This window comes from Pseudomonas sp. DR208 (assembly GCF_019823005.1).
Taxonomy (GTDB): Bacteria; Pseudomonadota; Gammaproteobacteria; order Pseudomonadales; family Pseudomonadaceae; genus Aquipseudomonas; species Aquipseudomonas extremorientalis.
In genome coordinates this window covers 1,613,032-1,628,515 of sequence record NZ_CP081944.1, presented here as the reverse complement: position 1 = coordinate 1,628,515, position 15,484 = coordinate 1,613,032, and the positions used below count along the sequence as shown (strand labels likewise).

The window sequence follows — 15,484 nt, the reverse complement described above, 5'->3', positions numbered from 1 at the left end:
CTACGCTCAAAAATATTAAGGATCGGCAAACAGCGGCCGATAAAAACAACAGTCAGGTATTTTGCCAGAGCTGAGCGTCGACCGAGAAAAATGTCAGACATTCTTCCCCTAACCATCGGTGTACTGCCGACCCACAACCACTACGGCCTGCGCAATACTCAAGCGCTGGCCGGGGTGAGTCATGTGTGGCAGGACTTCTTCGCCCGGGCACTGGCCGAGCAGCTCGGCGATACGCCGGACACGCTCGCCGTGCAGGCGCCAGCACCGGCGGATCCGGCGGTAGAACCCAGCGAAGGCGCCGACCTGCTGTCGCAGATCCTCACCCAGCGTGAGTGCGACGTGAAAGACACCGAGATTGCCCCGCCAGAGCCGCTGTTCCTGCCGATTGCCGAGTTCGAAACTGACTTGCTGCCACCGGCCGCCACACCGTATCCGGAAGAAGAAATCGTCGCGCAGCAACGCCAGCAGAATTTCGAAAGCGGCTGGGTCCGCCCTATCGTGCTGACGGCCGGCCAGCCGCTGCCGGAACCGGGCCCAGCCCCGGAGCCGCGCCCTCTGCACCTGCCCATCGCAGAATTCGAACTGGACCTGCTGCCTCCACCTGCCACGCCATTCCCGGAAGAAGAGCTGGTCGCGCAACAAAAGGCCCTGGATTTCGATTACTACTGGGCTCGCCCACTGGTCACCCAGAACCTGCGCCTGGCTGCCTGAGTCTCAGCGACACACCCACCAACGGCCCATATCCAGGTGGAAGTGGTTGCGGTGCGCGGCGTTGTAGTCCGGGCCCAGCACGACATTGAAATCATCACAGGCACTGTCGCGGACCTGACGCAGGAACCGCGCCTTATCGCCCTCCCCCGACCAGTCCTTGAGCACGCTGATGCTGCGCCCATCCGCCAGGCGAAAACCGGCAATATCCAGCGCATTGGCCGACGCATGCTGGCTGAGTCGCCCTTCGGCACGGTTATACATATTGCGACAGGCAAAGCTGCCCAGGTGATCGACCCGCGTCACTGCCTGGCCGAATACCGCCTGGGCCGCCGGTTGCAAGCTGTGACGCTCAAACAGGGCGAACGCCACCGCCAGTGGGCAACTGGCGAGAAAACTGCTGCTCAGCCCCACCGCCGAACCCTGTACGCGCAAGGTATTGCGCAGGGGGCAAGCGGCATCTGCCGGCGAGTCCGCCTGATGACTGACGCGCAGGCCCGAGGTTTCCAGCACCTGGTCGCACAATGCCGGGTCATCCTGCAGACGACCCAATTTGTAGCGGGTCAACACGTTGGGGGTGGCCCGCACGTCCAGCGGCGCCCACGGGTTCCAATCGGCCGGTAATGAGACCCATCCACGCCAGACAGCCACGGCAACGGCACCCGCCAGGATCAGCAGCATGCCCATGACTTTGAAAAAACGCACCGCCTAGCCCTTGAAGAACTGGTTGGCCTGGCTGAACGGCATCTTGCGCTCGGTAAAGGTGAACGTGCCCCGTTCATACATTTCCTGGGCTGCGCGATAGAACTCACCATAGGCGGCCAACGCCAGCGCCGAGCCGACGCTGATCCGCCGCACGCCCATCTCGCTCAACTGCGCAACGCTCAGGTTCAAGCCGCCGGACATCAACACATTCACCGGCTTGGGCGCCACGGCCTTGACCACCGCCAGCACTTCCTCGGCACTGCGCAGGGCCGGCGCATACAGCACGTCGGCACCGGCTTCGGCGTAGGCTTGCAGACGGCGGATGGTGTCGGGCAAACCCAGGCGGCCATGCAGGAGGTTTTCCGCACGGGCCGTCAGGGTGAAGGCAAAAGGCAGGCTGCGGGCGGCGGCGACGGCGGCTTCCACACGCTCGACCGAAAGATCGAAGGGATAGATCGGGTCGGCGGCAATGCCGGTGGCGTCCTCGATGGAGCCGCCGACAATGCCGACTCCCGCTGCGCGCAGGATGGTCTGGGCGCAGCCTTCAGGGGTGTCGCTGAAGCCGTTTTCCAGGTCGGCGGCCACCGGCAACTTGGTGGCGTTGGCGATCATACCGGCATTGACCAACGTCTCCTCCAGGGACAACGCGCCTTCCGCATCCGGTCGCCCCAGGCTGAACGCGTAGCCTGCACTGGTGGTGGCCAGCGCTTCGAAACCCAGGCTGGCCAACATTACAGCGGAGCCCGCATCCCACGGGTTGGGCATCACGAATGCGCGGTCACGCTCATGCAAGGCCTTGAAGGTTTCGGCGCGAAGGGTTTGGGCATCCATGTCGGGCTCCTGGCGGAAAAAGGAGCCCTAGAGTAACCCCAGTTGCTCCACGGCGGGGGCACGATCCAGCACGGGCAGGGGCTGCAGGCCTGGTAGGCGCGCCATCAGTTGATCGTGGAAACGCAGGGCCAGTTGCGCGGCCAGGCGGTTATCCGAGGTGTGCAGGAACACGTAGGGGGTGCGCCCTTCTTCGATCCAGCCCGCGACTTTTTCCACCCATGGCATCAGGAACGAATCGTTGGCCTCCAATTCGGGATGGCCAATAAAGCGTACCTGGGGAAACTGCGTCAGCGCCGCCGGGCGGGGTGGCACCTTGGGCTTTTTGGATTGGGCGTGCAGCACGGCGGCCGAGGTGGACGTGCAACTGAACAACGCACGCGGATCCAGGCAGATGCGCTCCACGCCGCGGTCACGCAACAAACGGTTAAGCATGCGCTCGGCCTCCCCCTTGGCGAAGAATTCCAGGTGGCGCACTTCCACCGCCATCGGCCGCTCCAGGCCATCGATGAAGCCTGCCAACTCCCCCAGGCGCTGCGGGGTGAAAGACGCGGGCAGTTGCAACCACAGCGGCGATACCCGCTCCCCCAACGGACTCATCAGGCCCACGAAGCTTTCCGCTGCCGGTAGCTGCTCGATCAGGTTGCCACTGTGGCTGATATCACCGGGAAATTTGGCGGTGAAGCGAAAGTCCTCAGGCATGATTTCGGCCCAGCGCTGCACGGTGGCGGCGGAGGGGCGGGCGTAAAACGTGGTATTGCCTTCAACGGCGTTGAAGACCTGGGAGTACAGCGCGAGGTAATCGCTGGAACGGGCATCGGCGGGGTACAGGTACTCGCGCCAGGCATTTTCACTCCAGGACGGGCAACCGAGGTAGTAAGGCAGACGCATCAGATATGGACGTCGAGGCCCAGCACTTCCATATCCCATTCGACAAAGCCGGCGGTGGTCAGGTAGCTGGCCAGGGCGGTAGCGACGCTTTTGCTCATGGAGCGCGGGAAGACCATGTCTTGCTGACGGGCGGGAAGACCGCTGATACGGGCTTGGGCGTTGGCTTGCGCATCGGCTTGGACTTCGATGAAGTCCGGCGAGTCCTCGACCGACTCATCCACCGTGACGTTCGCCTTACGCGGCTTGCGCTTGATTGGGTAAGACTGTGAGGAAAAGCCATCAATACGCATGGGCGCGAACTCGCTATCAGTAATGGCATTTTGGCAGCACCATCCGTAGTGCGCAAATGCTCTGGTGATAACTAGAACACATAATTTGAAAAAGGTTTAAAACCCAGGGGGAATTCTGACGATTGGTGCAAGTTTGGGGGATTTTAGCGCTGCTTCGCAGCCCAATGCGGGGCAAGCCCGCTCGCCACAACCAGCCCGCTCGCCACAATTAAAGGCCGCGCTCTGCCTTGGTCTGCGCCACTTTATCGCGCAGATAGACCGGCGCCGCCTGGTCGGCCGGAATCGCCTCGCCACGCTCAAAGGCAAAACGTGCCAATGTCAGCAAGTCCTCGGCGTGAGGCAACATCGCCGCGTCCTGGCCCACCAACGGCACAGCGAGGCGCTCGCCATACCCCCAACCAGTACCAGCCCCGAACCAATCGCCGCTGGCGTCGGCTGGCAATTGCGATGACTCCGGCGGTTGCACGGCTTCCACGCCGACCAGACGCATCTCGCCCGCCGTTTCGCGGTAGCAGCCCCAATAGACTTCATCCATGCGCGCATCGATAGCCGCCGCCACCTGACGCGCGCCATGTTCACGCAAGGCGCGCTGAGCCAGCACGGCCAGGTTGGACACCGGCAACACCGGACGCTCCAGCGCAAACGCCAGGCCCTGCACCACGCCAATGGCGATACGGACACCCGTGAATGCACCCGGTCCGCGACCGAAGGCGATGGCATCGACCGCAGCCAGAGTGGTGCCGGCGTCTTCCAGCAGTTGCTTGATCATCGGCAACAGCTTCTGCGCGTGCAGGCGCGGGATCACCTCGTAGTGGCTCGTTACCTTGCCATCGTGCAGCAAGGCAACGGAGCAAGCTTCAGTCGCGGTGTCCAGGGCCAGCAGGGTGCTCATCGGTGTAGGTGTCCAAGTCGAAAAAAGTGCGCCAGTATAAACAACAACGGCCCGCAAGCGGGCCGTTATCCATGAAGCCGGTCGAGGGATCAGCTCAGTGCTTGCAGCACTTTGGCGGTGATCGCCTCAACCGAGCCGACGCCAGGAATGTGGCTGTACTTCGGCTTGCCTTGGGCGGCGGACAGCTTCTGGTAGAAGTCCACCAGCGGCTTGGTCTGGGAATGGTAGACCGACAGGCGATGACGCACGGTTTCTTCGGTGTCGTCTTTGCGCTGCACCAGGTCTTCGCCGGTGACGTCGTCCTTGCCTTCCACCTTTGGCGGATTGTAGACGGTGTGATACACGCGGCCCGAGGCTTCGTGGACGCGACGACCGGCGATACGCTGGACGATTTCTTCGTCTTCAACCGCGATTTCGACCACGGCATCCAGCTCGACGCCGGCCTTCACCAGGGCTTCAGCCTGGGGAATGGTGCGCGGGAAGCCGTCGAACAGGAAACCGTTCTTGCAGTCCTCCTGGCTGATGCGTTCCTTGACCAGGTTGATGATCAAGTCATCGGAAACCAGGCCACCGCTGTCCATCACGCTCTTGGCGATCAGGCCCAGCGCGGTGCCGGCCTTGACGGCCGCGCGCAGCATGTCGCCGGTAGAGATTTGTGGAATGCCGAATTTTTCAGTGATGAACTTTGCCTGAGTACCTTTACCGGCCCCGGGAGCTCCCAGCAGAATGACGCGCATTGATGTGCTCCTCAATTTTTTATAGAGATGACGCTCGGATTCGCCGCGGCGGGCCAATCGCGTAAAAATAGAATTCGGGCCGCCCAAACGGCCAAAGGCTGATCAAGATACACAGCAGGCCTTAAGCACACAAGCCGCCAAAAGTCGCAGGAACCCGTGCAGCGCTTACGTCATAGGTAGGGTGTGCCTGGGTGCAACCGGCGCCATAAACGCCGACCGCCCTTTTCAGGGCGGCCGCCGTGGTTTACCTGCAAGCCGTTGAGAACACGCAAAAAACCTTAGCCGGTATTACGCAAACCGGCGGCAATACCGGCCACGGAGACCAGCAGCGCCTGTTCCAGAGGGCTGTCCTGTGCCGCCTCCTGCTGGCGCGAACGCGCCAGCAACTCGGCCTGCAACAGGTGCAGCGGGTCGAGGTAGGTGTTGCGCAGGCGGATGAACTCCAGGGTGTCCGGGCTATGGGCCAGCAGCTGCGACTGGCCAGTCAGGCCAAGCACCACCTTGCAGGCCTGCGACAATAGGTCGCGCAAATGCGCACCCAGTGGCAACAGGTCCGGCTGCACCAGACGCTCGTCATACAGGCGGGCGATGTCGGCATCGGCCTTGGCCAGCACCATTTCCAGCATGTCGATGCGGGTGCGGAAGAACGGCCACTGCTCACGCATCTGCCCCAGCAAGTCGCCTTCACCACGTTCCAGGGCCTTGCTCAGCGCCGCTTCCCAGCCCAGCCAGGCGGGCAGCATAAGACGGGTCTGGGTCCAGCCGAAGATCCACGGAATCGCACGCAGGCTTTCAATCCCGCCCGCACGGCGCTTGGCCGGGCGGCTGCCCAACGGCAAACGGCCCAGCTCTTGTTCCGGCGTGGACTGGCGGAAATACTCGACGAACTGCGGATTCTCGCGCACCACGGCGCGGTAAGCGCTGACACCGTCTGCCGCCAATTCGTCCATCAAATGGCGCCAGGCCGGTTCGGGCGGCGGCGGTGGCAACAGGGTCGCCTCCAACACGGCGGCCAGGTAAAGATTGAGATTCTGCTCGGCAATATCCGGCAAGCCGAACTTGAAGCGGATCATCTCGCCCTGTTCGGTGGTACGGAAGCGCCCCGCCACCGACCCAGGCGGCTGCGACAGGATCGCCGCGTGGGCCGGGCCGCCGCCACGCCCCACGGTGCCACCACGACCGTGGAACAACAGCAGTTCCACTTGCTGTTCACGGCAGATATCCACCAGGCGTTCCTGCGCCCGGTACTGCGCCCAGGCAGCGGCAGTGGTGCCGGCGTCCTTGGCCGAATCCGAGTAGCCGATCATCACTTCCTGCGGGCCTTGCAGCCGCGCGCGGTAGCCCGGCAGCAGCAACAGTTGCTCGATCACCGGGCCGGCGTTATCCAGGTCGGCCAAGGTTTCGAACAGCGGCACCACGCGCATCGGCCGTTGCACGCCTGACTCTTTAAGCAGCAACTGCACCGCCAGCACGTCCGACGCAGCGCCGGCCATGGAGATGACATACGAGCCCAGGGACGCCGCCGGGGCCGCGGCGATTTCCTTGCAGGTGTTGAGCACCTCGGCGGTATCCGCCGACGGTTTGAAATAACCCGGCAGCAACGGTCGACGGTTGGCCAGCTCCTTCATCAGGAAGCTGATGCGCATCTCTTCGTTCCATTCCTCGTAGCGACCGAGACCAAGATAATCGGTGATTTCGGTCATGGCCGCGCAATGGCGACTGGAATCCTGGCGCACATCCAACCGCACCAGGAACAGGCCGAAAGTCACCGCCCGCCGCAGGCAATCGAGCAACGGCCCATCAGCGATCACGCCCATGCCGCATTCGTGCAGCGACTGGTAGCACAGCTCCAGCGGCTCCAGCAGGTCGCGGTTGTTCTGCAATACCTCGGCAGGCGCTGGCGTGCTGCTGCTCAACGCCGTATGCGCCCATTGGCGCGTGGCACGCAGGCGTTCACGCAGTTGCTTGAGCAAGGCACGATAGGGTTCGACGCTGTCGCCGACCCTGGCCTGCAACGCCGGGCTGGCGCGCTGCATCGACAGCTCGGAGGCCAGGTGATCGATATCGCGCAAGTACAAGTCGGCCGCCATCCAGCGCGCCAGCAGCAACACTTCGCGGGTGACCGGTGCAGTGACATTCGGGTTGCCGTCACGATCGCCGCCCATCCACGACGCAAAGCGGATCGGCGCCGCTTCCAGCGGCAAGCGCAGGCCTGTGGCGGCGTGCAGGGCCTGGTCGGCCTTGCGCAGGTAATTGGGAATAGCGTGCCACAGCGAATGCTCGATCACCGCGAACCCCCACTTGGCTTCGTCTACCGGCGTGGGCCGGGTGCGGCGGATTTCTTCGGTGTGCCAGGCCTCGGCGATCAAGCGTTGCAGGCGTTGGCGGATCTGCTCACGCTCGGCCGTGGTGAGGTCGCGGTGATCCTGCAGTGCCAATTGGGCGGCGATGGCATCGTATTTCTGGATCAGGGTGCGGCGCGCCACTTCAGTGGGGTGGGCGGTGAGGACCAGCTCGATCTCCAGGCGCCCCAATTGGCGGGCCAGGGATTCGTTGCTGTGGCCTTCGGCTTGCAGGCGCGCCAGCAACTCAGGCAATACGCGGGATTCGAAGGGTGCCGGCTGCGACTCATCGCGTCGATGAATCAGCTGATACTGCTCGGCAATGTTGGCCAGGTTGAGGAACTGGTTGAAGGCACGGGCGACCGGTAGCAGCTCATCTTCCTGCAACTGGTTGAGGCTGGTGCTCAGTTCATCGCCTGCGCCACGGCGGTCGGCCTTGGCGCCCTTGCGGATCTGCTCGATCTTGTCGAGGAAATCATCGCCGTATTGCTCTCGAATGGTGTTGCCCAACAGCTCACCCAGCAGGTGAACATCCTCACGCAAGCGTGCATCGATATCACTCATCAGCCAATCTCCAGCCAGAAATCCGGGACGCGCAGGTTTGCCAGAGTGCCGCCAGCGCTCATTTATGACAAGACTTTAAACCTTGCGAGTTGCAGCTAGTCTCAACACTAAGTCGCCGCGTTTATCCGCGCGAGCGGCGGGTCACTCATCACCGCCTGCTATCGCGGGCTTTACTGAGGTTGCCATGAAAATCCGAGAACTGGCCCAGCATTGGGAAGAGAACGCCAAGGGTCGCCTGACTAAGACCGAGTACGCCATCCATCTGGATGTGGAAGCTGCGGCACGCCTGGCAGCGATCGCCGAGATGTACCCCAAGCGCAGCACCGAAGAACTGCTCGGCGAACTGATCGGCGCCGCACTGGAAGAGCTGGAAGCCAGCTTTCCGTACATCAAGGGGCAGCAGGTGATCGCGACTGATGAAGAGGGCGACCCGCTGTACGAAGATGTCGGCCCTACTCCGCGCTTTCTGACGCTGTCGCGTCGCTATCTGCATGACTTATCAGCGAGCGGCGACAAACCGAAACACTGAAATCCTAGCGCATCCCCCTTGTATTCCGGGCTCTTTACGAGCCCGACGTACCGCTGCGCAACGCAGAAGTTCCAAGTTTTTTCGCTGACCAGACAGTCAGATATTTTTTTAGGCAAATCGCCATCTTCTCTGAACTTTTGAAAAAAGCCTCCGGTCACAGCCAGTAAGCCATCACTTGGAACGGCCGTTTTAAAGGGCTTTTTGTACATCACCCTGAAGCCCCAGCCGAGTACCAGTGACATGGATTTTGATGTTTTTCAGGAGTTATCCAATGGAGTTGAAGACGATGAAGACCAGCACTGCCAAATCCTCGTTTAACCACCTGCGCGGGCTCAAATTGGCCGCGCTGGCAATCGGCACCAGCTTCGTTCTGGCGGGCTGCGCCGGCAACCCTCCGACCGAGCAGTACGCGGTGACCCAGTCCGCAGTCAACAGCGCAGTCAGCGCTGGCGGCACTGAGTTTGCGGCTGTGGAAATGAAGTCGGCTCAGGACAAGCTCAAAGAAGCTGAAATCGCCATGCACGACAAGAACTACGACAAAGCTCGCCAGTTGGCTGAACAAGCCGAGTGGGACGCTCGCGTCGCAGAGCGCAAGGCCCAGGCTGCCAAGGCTCAACAGGCTGTGAAGGATTCCCAGAAGGCTGTTGACGAACTGCGTAGGGAAGGCATGCGTCCGGCTGCTATCCAGCAGAAGTAAGACGCCCCTTGACTGCTTCGCACTTGATATCGAATTGAAAGGACGACACGACTATGCGTAAACAATTGATGATCCCTGCCCTGCTGGCGATGAGCGTTGCCCTGGCGGCCTGCTCCACCCCGCCTAACGCGAACCTGGAAAACGCACGGACCAACTTCTCTTCCCTGCAGACCAACCCGCAGGCCACCAAGCTCGCGGCGCTGGAGACCAAAGACGCCAGCGAATGGCTGGACAAGGCAGACAAGGCCTACCGCGACAAGGAAGACGAGAAGAAAGTTGACCAACTCGCCTACCTGACCAACCAGCGCGTTGAAGTGGCCAAAGACACCATCGTGCTGCGCGAATCCGAAGCCAAGCTGAAAAATGCCGGTGACGAACGCGCCCGCGCCCTGCTGGAAGCCCGTGACGCACAGATCAAGCAACTGCAAGACAGCTTGAACGCCAAGCAGACTGATCGTGGCACCTTGGTGACCTTCGGTGACGTGCTGTTCGCCACCAACAAGTCCGACCTGAAATCCAGCGGCCTGGTGAACATCACCAAGCTGGCGCAGTTCCTGCGCGATAACCCGGACCGTAAAGTGATCGTCGAAGGCTACACCGACAGCACCGGTTCCGATGCGTACAACCAGAGCCTGTCGGAGCGTCGTGCGGCCTCCGTACAACGCGCACTGGCGCAACAGGGCGTGGATATCTCGCGCATCGTGACCCAGGGTTATGGCAAAGAATACCCGGTTGCCGATAACGGCAGCGTTTCCGGTCGTGCCATGAACCGCCGCGTTGAAGTAACCATCTCCAACGACAACCAGCCGGTCAAGCCACGGTCTTCCGTCGCTAACTGATCGCTCGATGCACTAAAAAGCCCCATCTATATATAGACGGGGCTTTTTCATTTCTTGTGTATTTGAAAGGCCTTGAGATTTCAGTAATTAACACCGATGTGGCGATTGCCGTTCTGACCAGAGTTAATATAGCTGCTGAAGCCCCCGGAGTTACCGTTGTTCCCGTAGTTTCCGTAGTTGCTGGAACCCCCGTAATACCCCGGCGATTCCATCCATCGCCCAATCATCTCGTTGCCGTTCTGCCCATGATTTTCATAGCGACTGTGCGCGCCGCCATTTCCGTTATTGCCGTAGTTGCCATAATTTCCGCTATCGCGACTCACCTGGGAGCCCCTCCATACCCGTTGCCCTCCGAAGGGCTTCCAAGTGTATTCATCGGGAGAGAAGGTGTTGAAGTGATTGTAATGTTGATATCGCGACATTAATAGTTGAGTCATCTTGACACCCTATACAAACTAAATAATTTATAAAATCACGACATAATAAGCTGCACTGTACAGTCCGAACTACGCCGTCACCTGTAGTGGTGCATCGCAGGGGACAGTTCGTTTCGGGCGTCCTTAAAAACAAAACACCCTATGTACGTGAGTGCGTTACTAATACGGTCAAGGCCTTGACGCGTCAGGCTTGAATACCGTGGGCCAGGCGATGCTGGTTGAATCTGGCGCTTGCAGAGTTTCGAAGATTGCCATTACTGCCATGATTGGCATAACGACTGTCACTTCCGCTGTTACCGTTATTTCCATAATTTCCGAAATTGCCGTTATTCATACTGCCGTTGCCGCTATTGACATGCACACCCACCTGCGCCGATTTAACATCCCCGACACGCACATAATTGGTGTTGAATACATACTTGATATAGTTGACCGTATGCGGCTGCTTCAAAACCGACGGCTGAGCCCCAGGCGTCCGCCCCCTATGCTGGACTATCCAGTGATTCGCAGGTTGAACGCCAGCGTAACGGGGTCGCTGGCTTGGTTGATACCGGGGATAATGATATGTATTACTTCCACACCGCCCACCTGTACCCTGCCCCATGACAACATTCCATGCGGTGTTAATAGTCGCGAGGGTATTCGTGAATACCGTACTCATCAACGAGTCCAATCTCATCGTGCTACTCCAAATGTATTTTCCATGAGTCCGGGTATGATTTCCTGACCGATATAGCAGTGGTCGTCGATAACTATCGGTTCCCAACCGTATCTCCTGGTAATAAATTATGGAGCAGCGCGTTCAGTCACTTCCTCCCTACCGCTGATGAGTCGATTGGAGAGAAACAAAAAACCCATCAAAAATGATGGGTTTTCTCACACTTAGAATTTGATCTGACTTTTGTCGCTTTCGAAGCCTGCATACCCAGGTTTCTCTTGGCATTGCTCCCCCCGATCCTTTTGCGCGATGTCATCGGCCCCCCCTCCAAGCGCTTCAACGAGCTCCTGCATCCTGGACATCTCCAACCACCTGTCTATCGCACTTATCTCGCCTAACTTGACCATGATTCTCCCCCGGCTGGCCGTTCGCAAATTTCCATCACGAACGCTGACAAGCCATTGAGTGGCCGCTTACGCGAAACGGTTCCAGATATTTCAGGCGCGATGCGTCCGGCTTACTGCTGGAGTTGTGGTGTTTCCTGTCCCAGGCAGCGCACAGCCTGTTTCTTGTTATTCACCAGCACACCGCTCAAGCCTTTCTGCTCAGTGTCGAACATCACCAGTACACCATCCACGCACTGCGCCACCTGGGCAGCTGGCGTCAGGGAGATCTTGTAGTCCTCGCCAGGCACGGTCTTGAGCAGGGTGAAGTCGCTGAGCAACAACGCATCTTCCGGCTTGGCAAAGTGCAGGTAGCCGTAGTACCACAGGCAACCTACCGTACCGATGATGGTGCCGATACCGGTGAGGATCAGCGGGATCATGTTGCGTTCTTCACTCATTGCGGGCTCTCTGATGAGTCAACTTTAGGAATCGGATAATTCGGGATTTCGCCCAGGCGACGCAGACCGTTGAAATGCTGAGGGTCATCCAGGTAACGCAGCATCACGGTTTGCCAGGTCTTGTCGGCAAAGGTCTGCACATGGCCGCCTCGGGTCAGTTGCAACACCCTGGGTGGCGGTGCGGCCTGGTACAGGCGGATCCCGTTGGCTACCGGCACGATCGGGTCATCCAGGCTGTGGAACAGCAGTTTGGGTACACCTGTCAGCTGGGGCATGGCATGGATGGCGCTGTCGGCGTCCGGGACCAGCCAGGACAACGGCACCTGAAACGGCCATGTTAACCAGGAGGTACTCAGGGCGAATTGTCCCACGTCACGATAACTGGCGGGCACGCCGTCCAACACCAGCGCCTTGAGCCGCGATTGGCGCTCAGGGTGAGCGGCCAGGTAGTGCACCGCCAATGCGCCGCCCAGGCTCTGGCCCAGTACTATCAACGGCTGGCCCTGGGTTTCGGGAGCCTTGTCGATCCATTGGAATGCCGCGTCCACATCCTGGTAGATCGCCGGCAACGACGGCTTCCCCTCCGACAAGCCATAACCGCGATAGTCCACCAACAGCACTTGGTAGCCCTGCTCGGGCAACCACCAACTGCCGCCCAGATGCCAGGCCAGATTGCCGCCGTTGCCATGCAGGTGCAGCACCGTTCCCTTGAGCGGCACTCCGGGTTTGGCCGGTAGCCACCAGGCGTGGAGCTTTACGCCGTCGGCAGTGGTGAGGGTGACGTCACGGTAGTGAAGGTGAGCTTTTTCCGGCGTGAACGGCAGGCCGGGCTCGGGGTAGAACAGCAGGGAACTGCAGCCGTTCAATGTGAGTAGCAGGCACAGAATGCCGAGGATTCTCATCCGTTGAAGCCTCGCGAATAGCACGGTTTAAAGGATATTGGAGTAATCCGCCTCGATCCGATCCAGGCTCAGGTGGTTGAGGAAGTTGGAGAAGCACATCCACGCCGCCAGCGCGTTCATGTCGCGGAACTGCTCGGGCAGGTACTTGGGTGGCACCACCAGGCCTTCGTCGACCAGTTGGCGCAGAGTACGCATGTCTTCCAGGGTGGTCTTGCCGCAGAACAGCAGCGGCACTTGTTCCAGCTTGCCTTTGCGCACGGCCAGCTGGATGTAGTTGTAGACCATGATAAAACCCTTGAGGTAGGACAGGTCCTTGGTGAACGGCAGACCGGTCGGCACCGAACCACGGAAAACACGACTGGCGTTGCCGTAGCTTTCAGCCATCTCAAAGCCTTGCTCGCGGAAGAACTCGAACACCTGCAGAAAGTCGGCGCCCTCTTCCACCATATGGATGGCGCGGGTGCGGTTGGTCAACTTGCGCAGGCGGCTCGGGTAGGAGGCGAAGGTGATGATCTCCATCAAAATCGCCAAACCTTCCTGGGTCACGGTGGACGAGGGCGGGCCCTTGGAAAGGAAGGTGCAGATCGGCTGGTTCTGGCCATTGAGGGTAGTGCCGACATGCACCAGGCCTTCATGCACTTCCAGGGCGCGCACGTCGCGGTCGTTGAACATCGCGTCGGCGCGGATCTTGATGTAGTCGGCGCCCGCTGCGGCGTCAGCGACAATACCGTCGGACTCGAACACGCGGATGGTCTCTTCGGCCTCACCGAACACCTTGTTCAGGCGGGTTTGCAACAAGGCGACGGCGTCCTTGGCGGTGAGGTTCTTGGCCTCATCCTTCAGGTCACCACGGCCGTCGATATTGTTAAGGTAATCGGACAGCATCAGGCCCAAGTCAGCCAGAGTCGGGTCGCCGGCGTGAAACGCATCGGAGGCAGCGCCATACAGTTCCTGGGAAATCAGGCCGAAATCCTCGGTACCACGCGCTTCGAGCATGCGCACCACCATGCGGTATTCCTTGCACATGCGGCGCATGATCTGCCCCACCGGGCTGAACTGGCCGAGGCGGCGGGTGATGTCGCGCTCGATGTTCTGGAACTCCAGCTTCACCGCGCTGGAGTCGAACGACAGTGGCCGATTGAGGTAGTAGTCGCGGCTCACCGCCGGCATTTCCTTGCCCTTGGCCTTTAGGAATCCCTGGCGAATGTTTTCGTCCCACTTCACGGCGTCGAGGACGCGAATCGGTGTTTGCGCCAGCACAATGCGATCAGACAAGGTGCGTATCGTCTGCTGGTAATCGTCCACCCGGTGCTTCCTCTTTAAACGTTATTTGCCCGCGCGCTGGTAGCGCACGGCTTCCACGAATACATCGGCATTGGCCGGGTCATCCAGGTAGGCAAACACCTGGTCCAAGGGGCTGTCGACCAGCACCCCGGCGCCCTCGACCGTGTCCACGGTGCTGCCGTGCAACGCCTGCTGGCCTATCGCTTGGTGGATCTGCTCAAGGTCGAGGTTGTAGACCACCAATTCGTGCTTTTCGTTGATCTCAAACCCCGCCAGGATGAAATGCCCACCCAGCTTGGCCGGCAGCGGCGCCGACAAATACCAGCGGCTGCCATGGCGCGAAACGCTAAACAGGTATTCGTCACGCTGGCCGGGCTTGGCTGTAGGGTAGCTCACGGCTTTATAGCGGTGTTCACCAACGGCACTGATATGCAGATTGAGCGGCTCGCCCCAGGCATTTTTGCTCGACCACTGGCCGAGCAGGGCCGGCGGCGCGGCCTCATGGGCTGGCAGCGGGTCCTTGAAGGTCACCAGGCAACCGCTGAGCAACAGGAACGACAAGGCGATTGCAACCACACGCCAGGCTTTCATTGGACATCCCCCGGTGTCAGACCGAAGCCAACACCAAATGCATATAGCGCTTGAGGATCTCAAGCATCTCTTCACCGGTCAGAGGCTCTGCGCTGCCCAGCAGGCCCTGATATTCCATCCGACTGATTATCGCCGTCAACACTTTGGCATCCTGTTGCGGCTCGCGCGAGCCCAACACCTGGAAGAACTGCCCGGTCCCCTGCAACAGAATCTGCTGGTGGGAACGCACCAACTCCGCCAGGCGCGGGTTGAGCAGGGCTTCCTGGCGAAACGCCTGCTCGGCCATCAGGTGTTCACGGCGGTTGGTCAATTGGCGCAGGACGTAATCAGCGGTCAGCCGTGCAATGTCATCGGCCAGTTGTGAACGCGATTCGGGGCTGCCATCGCCATAGGCGACCATTTCGCGCAGCAGGCCTTCGTTACGCACCCACAGCTTGCCCATGAATGCGGCGCTGCGCTCGACGTATTGGGCGAAGGTATCGGTGAGCAGGTCATCGATATCCTTGAAGTAATAGGTGGTGGCGGACAGGGGCACGCCCGCCTCCGCCGCCACCGCTCGATGGCGCACGGCCCGTACGCCGTCACGTACCACGATGCGCATGGCCGCATCGAGAATGTCTTGCCTGCGTTGCTCGCTGCCCCGACGACTGGCCTTGCGGCCCTGGTACTGGACGCTTTCAGCCACGGCAGCGGCAATGCCGGCGGCGCCTTCTTGAGCGGTTACGCGGTTCACGACACACATCCTT

The 15,484-nt window shown here is 60.4% G+C and carries 18 protein-coding genes; 4 read left to right on the top strand and 14 right to left on the bottom strand.

Going from position 1 to position 15,484, the window contains the following annotated elements:
* The first annotated feature begins 90 nt into the window (after positions 1-90).
* Complete coding sequence (locus K5K89_RS07140; RefSeq protein WP_092241138.1) at positions 91-711, top strand: energy transducer TonB; 621 nt, start codon at positions 91-93, stop codon at positions 709-711.
* A gap of 3 nt (positions 712-714) precedes the next feature.
* On the opposite strand, the gene K5K89_RS07135 is transcribed toward K5K89_RS07140, so the two are convergent.
* The 7 genes from K5K89_RS07135 to ppc form a co-directional block, all read right to left on the bottom strand.
* Positions 715-1,413 carry an extensin family protein gene (locus K5K89_RS07135; RefSeq protein ID WP_222541098.1) on the bottom strand — a complete coding sequence of 233 codons (699 nt, stop codon included), beginning with the start codon at positions 1,411-1,413 and terminating at the stop codon, positions 715-717.
* Between the two features lie 3 nt (positions 1,414-1,416).
* Positions 1,417-2,244, bottom strand: coding sequence for an oxaloacetate decarboxylase (locus K5K89_RS07130; RefSeq protein WP_222541097.1), 828 nt, complete (start codon positions 2,242-2,244; stop codon positions 1,417-1,419).
* 27 nt (positions 2,245-2,271) lie between these two features.
* On the bottom strand, positions 2,272-3,132 hold the full coding sequence (locus K5K89_RS07125; protein ID WP_071488778.1) for a DUF72 domain-containing protein: 861 nt from the start codon (positions 3,130-3,132) through the stop codon (positions 2,272-2,274).
* Positions 3,132-3,422, bottom strand: a complete 291-nt coding sequence (locus K5K89_RS07120) for a hypothetical protein (RefSeq protein WP_071488777.1) — start codon at positions 3,420-3,422, stop codon at positions 3,132-3,134. Before K5K89_RS07120 ends, K5K89_RS07125 begins: the two co-directional genes overlap by 1 nt.
* Before the next feature lie 208 nt (positions 3,423-3,630).
* Entirely contained in the window at positions 3,631-4,314 is a 684-nt protein-coding gene (tsaB, locus tag K5K89_RS07115; RefSeq protein ID WP_071488776.1) for a tRNA (adenosine(37)-N6)-threonylcarbamoyltransferase complex dimerization subunit type 1 TsaB, read from the bottom strand.
* 89 nt (positions 4,315-4,403) lie between these two features.
* Complete coding sequence (gene adk, locus K5K89_RS07110; RefSeq protein WP_222541096.1) at positions 4,404-5,051, bottom strand: adenylate kinase; 648 nt, start codon at positions 5,049-5,051, stop codon at positions 4,404-4,406.
* Between the two features lie 278 nt (positions 5,052-5,329).
* Positions 5,330-7,957, bottom strand: a complete 2,628-nt coding sequence (gene ppc / locus K5K89_RS07105) for a phosphoenolpyruvate carboxylase (RefSeq protein ID WP_222541095.1) — start codon at positions 7,955-7,957, stop codon at positions 5,330-5,332.
* Positions 7,958-8,141: 184 nt separating this feature from the next.
* On the opposite strand from ppc, the gene K5K89_RS07100 reads away from it, so the two are divergent.
* The 3 genes from K5K89_RS07100 to K5K89_RS07090 all read left to right on the top strand — a co-directional run bounded on the left by K5K89_RS07100 (position 8,142) and on the right by K5K89_RS07090 (position 10,022).
* Positions 8,142-8,486: a hypothetical protein gene (locus K5K89_RS07100; protein WP_058425320.1), complete on the top strand. Its 345-nt coding sequence runs from the start codon at positions 8,142-8,144 to the stop codon at positions 8,484-8,486.
* Between the two features lie 271 nt (positions 8,487-8,757).
* A complete protein-coding gene (locus K5K89_RS07095; protein WP_071488773.1) occupies positions 8,758-9,183 on the top strand; it encodes a DUF4398 domain-containing protein in 426 nt (141 codons plus the stop codon).
* A 53-nt stretch (positions 9,184-9,236) separates the two neighbouring features.
* A complete protein-coding gene (locus tag K5K89_RS07090) occupies positions 9,237-10,022 on the top strand; it encodes an OmpA family protein (protein WP_071488772.1) in 786 nt (261 codons plus the stop codon).
* Between the two features lie 80 nt (positions 10,023-10,102).
* Here the strand turns inward: K5K89_RS07090 and K5K89_RS07085 are convergent, their stop codons facing one another.
* From K5K89_RS07085 to K5K89_RS07055, 7 genes are all read right to left on the bottom strand, one after another.
* The gene (locus K5K89_RS07085) at positions 10,103-10,459 is read right to left on the bottom strand and encodes a hypothetical protein (RefSeq protein WP_222541094.1); all 357 of its coding nucleotides are present in this window, start codon (positions 10,457-10,459) and stop codon (positions 10,103-10,105) included.
* Between the two features lie 184 nt (positions 10,460-10,643).
* On the bottom strand, positions 10,644-10,910 hold the full coding sequence (locus K5K89_RS07080; RefSeq protein ID WP_130898094.1) for a hypothetical protein: 267 nt from the start codon (positions 10,908-10,910) through the stop codon (positions 10,644-10,646).
* A gap of 724 nt (positions 10,911-11,634) precedes the next feature.
* Positions 11,635-11,961 (bottom strand): hypothetical protein, encoded by a 327-nt coding sequence (locus tag K5K89_RS07075; protein ID WP_064054946.1) that lies wholly within the window; start codon positions 11,959-11,961, stop codon positions 11,635-11,637.
* Complete coding sequence (locus tag K5K89_RS07070) at positions 11,958-12,863, bottom strand: alpha/beta hydrolase (protein WP_071488769.1); 906 nt, start codon at positions 12,861-12,863, stop codon at positions 11,958-11,960. Before K5K89_RS07070 ends, K5K89_RS07075 begins: the two co-directional genes overlap by 4 nt.
* A gap of 27 nt (positions 12,864-12,890) precedes the next feature.
* On the bottom strand, positions 12,891-14,168 hold the full coding sequence (locus tag K5K89_RS07065; protein ID WP_222541093.1) for a flavohemoglobin expression-modulating QEGLA motif protein: 1,278 nt from the start codon (positions 14,166-14,168) through the stop codon (positions 12,891-12,893).
* A gap of 21 nt (positions 14,169-14,189) precedes the next feature.
* A complete protein-coding gene (locus tag K5K89_RS07060; RefSeq protein WP_071488767.1) occupies positions 14,190-14,738 on the bottom strand; it encodes a hypothetical protein in 549 nt (182 codons plus the stop codon).
* A gap of 16 nt (positions 14,739-14,754) precedes the next feature.
* On the bottom strand, positions 14,755-15,471 hold the full coding sequence (locus K5K89_RS07055; RefSeq protein WP_058425326.1) for a TetR/AcrR family transcriptional regulator: 717 nt from the start codon (positions 15,469-15,471) through the stop codon (positions 14,755-14,757).
* Between the last annotated feature and the right edge of the window lie 13 nt (positions 15,472-15,484).

Bases quoted from the DNA above. Each gene is read 5' to 3' on its own strand.
- K5K89_RS07140 (WP_092241138.1), top strand. From the start codon at position 91: ATGTCAGACATTCTTCCCCTAACCATCGGTGTACTGCCGACCCACAAC.
- K5K89_RS07130 (WP_222541097.1), bottom strand. From the start codon at position 2,244: ATGGATGCCCAAACCCTTCGCGCCGAAACCTTCAAGGCCTTGCATGAG.
- K5K89_RS07125 (WP_071488778.1), bottom strand. From the start codon at position 3,132: ATGCGTCTGCCTTACTACCTCGGTTGCCCGTCCTGGAGTGAAAATGCC.
- K5K89_RS07120 (WP_071488777.1), bottom strand. From the start codon at position 3,422: ATGCGTATTGATGGCTTTTCCTCACAGTCTTACCCAATCAAGCGCAAG.
- tsaB (WP_071488776.1), bottom strand. From the start codon at position 4,314: ATGAGCACCCTGCTGGCCCTGGACACCGCGACTGAAGCTTGCTCCGTT.
- adk (WP_222541096.1), bottom strand. From the start codon at position 5,051: ATGCGCGTCATTCTGCTGGGAGCTCCCGGGGCCGGTAAAGGTACTCAG.
- ppc (WP_222541095.1), bottom strand. From the start codon at position 7,957: ATGAGTGATATCGATGCACGCTTGCGTGAGGATGTTCACCTGCTGGGT.
- K5K89_RS07100 (WP_058425320.1), top strand. From the start codon at position 8,142: ATGAAAATCCGAGAACTGGCCCAGCATTGGGAAGAGAACGCCAAGGGT.
- K5K89_RS07095 (WP_071488773.1), top strand. From the start codon at position 8,758: ATGGAGTTGAAGACGATGAAGACCAGCACTGCCAAATCCTCGTTTAAC.
- K5K89_RS07090 (WP_071488772.1), top strand. From the start codon at position 9,237: ATGCGTAAACAATTGATGATCCCTGCCCTGCTGGCGATGAGCGTTGCC.
- K5K89_RS07085 (WP_222541094.1), bottom strand. From the start codon at position 10,459: ATGACTCAACTATTAATGTCGCGATATCAACATTACAATCACTTCAAC.
- K5K89_RS07075 (WP_064054946.1), bottom strand. From the start codon at position 11,961: ATGAGTGAAGAACGCAACATGATCCCGCTGATCCTCACCGGTATCGGC.
- K5K89_RS07070 (WP_071488769.1), bottom strand. From the start codon at position 12,863: ATGAGAATCCTCGGCATTCTGTGCCTGCTACTCACATTGAACGGCTGC.
- K5K89_RS07060 (WP_071488767.1), bottom strand. From the start codon at position 14,738: ATGAAAGCCTGGCGTGTGGTTGCAATCGCCTTGTCGTTCCTGTTGCTC.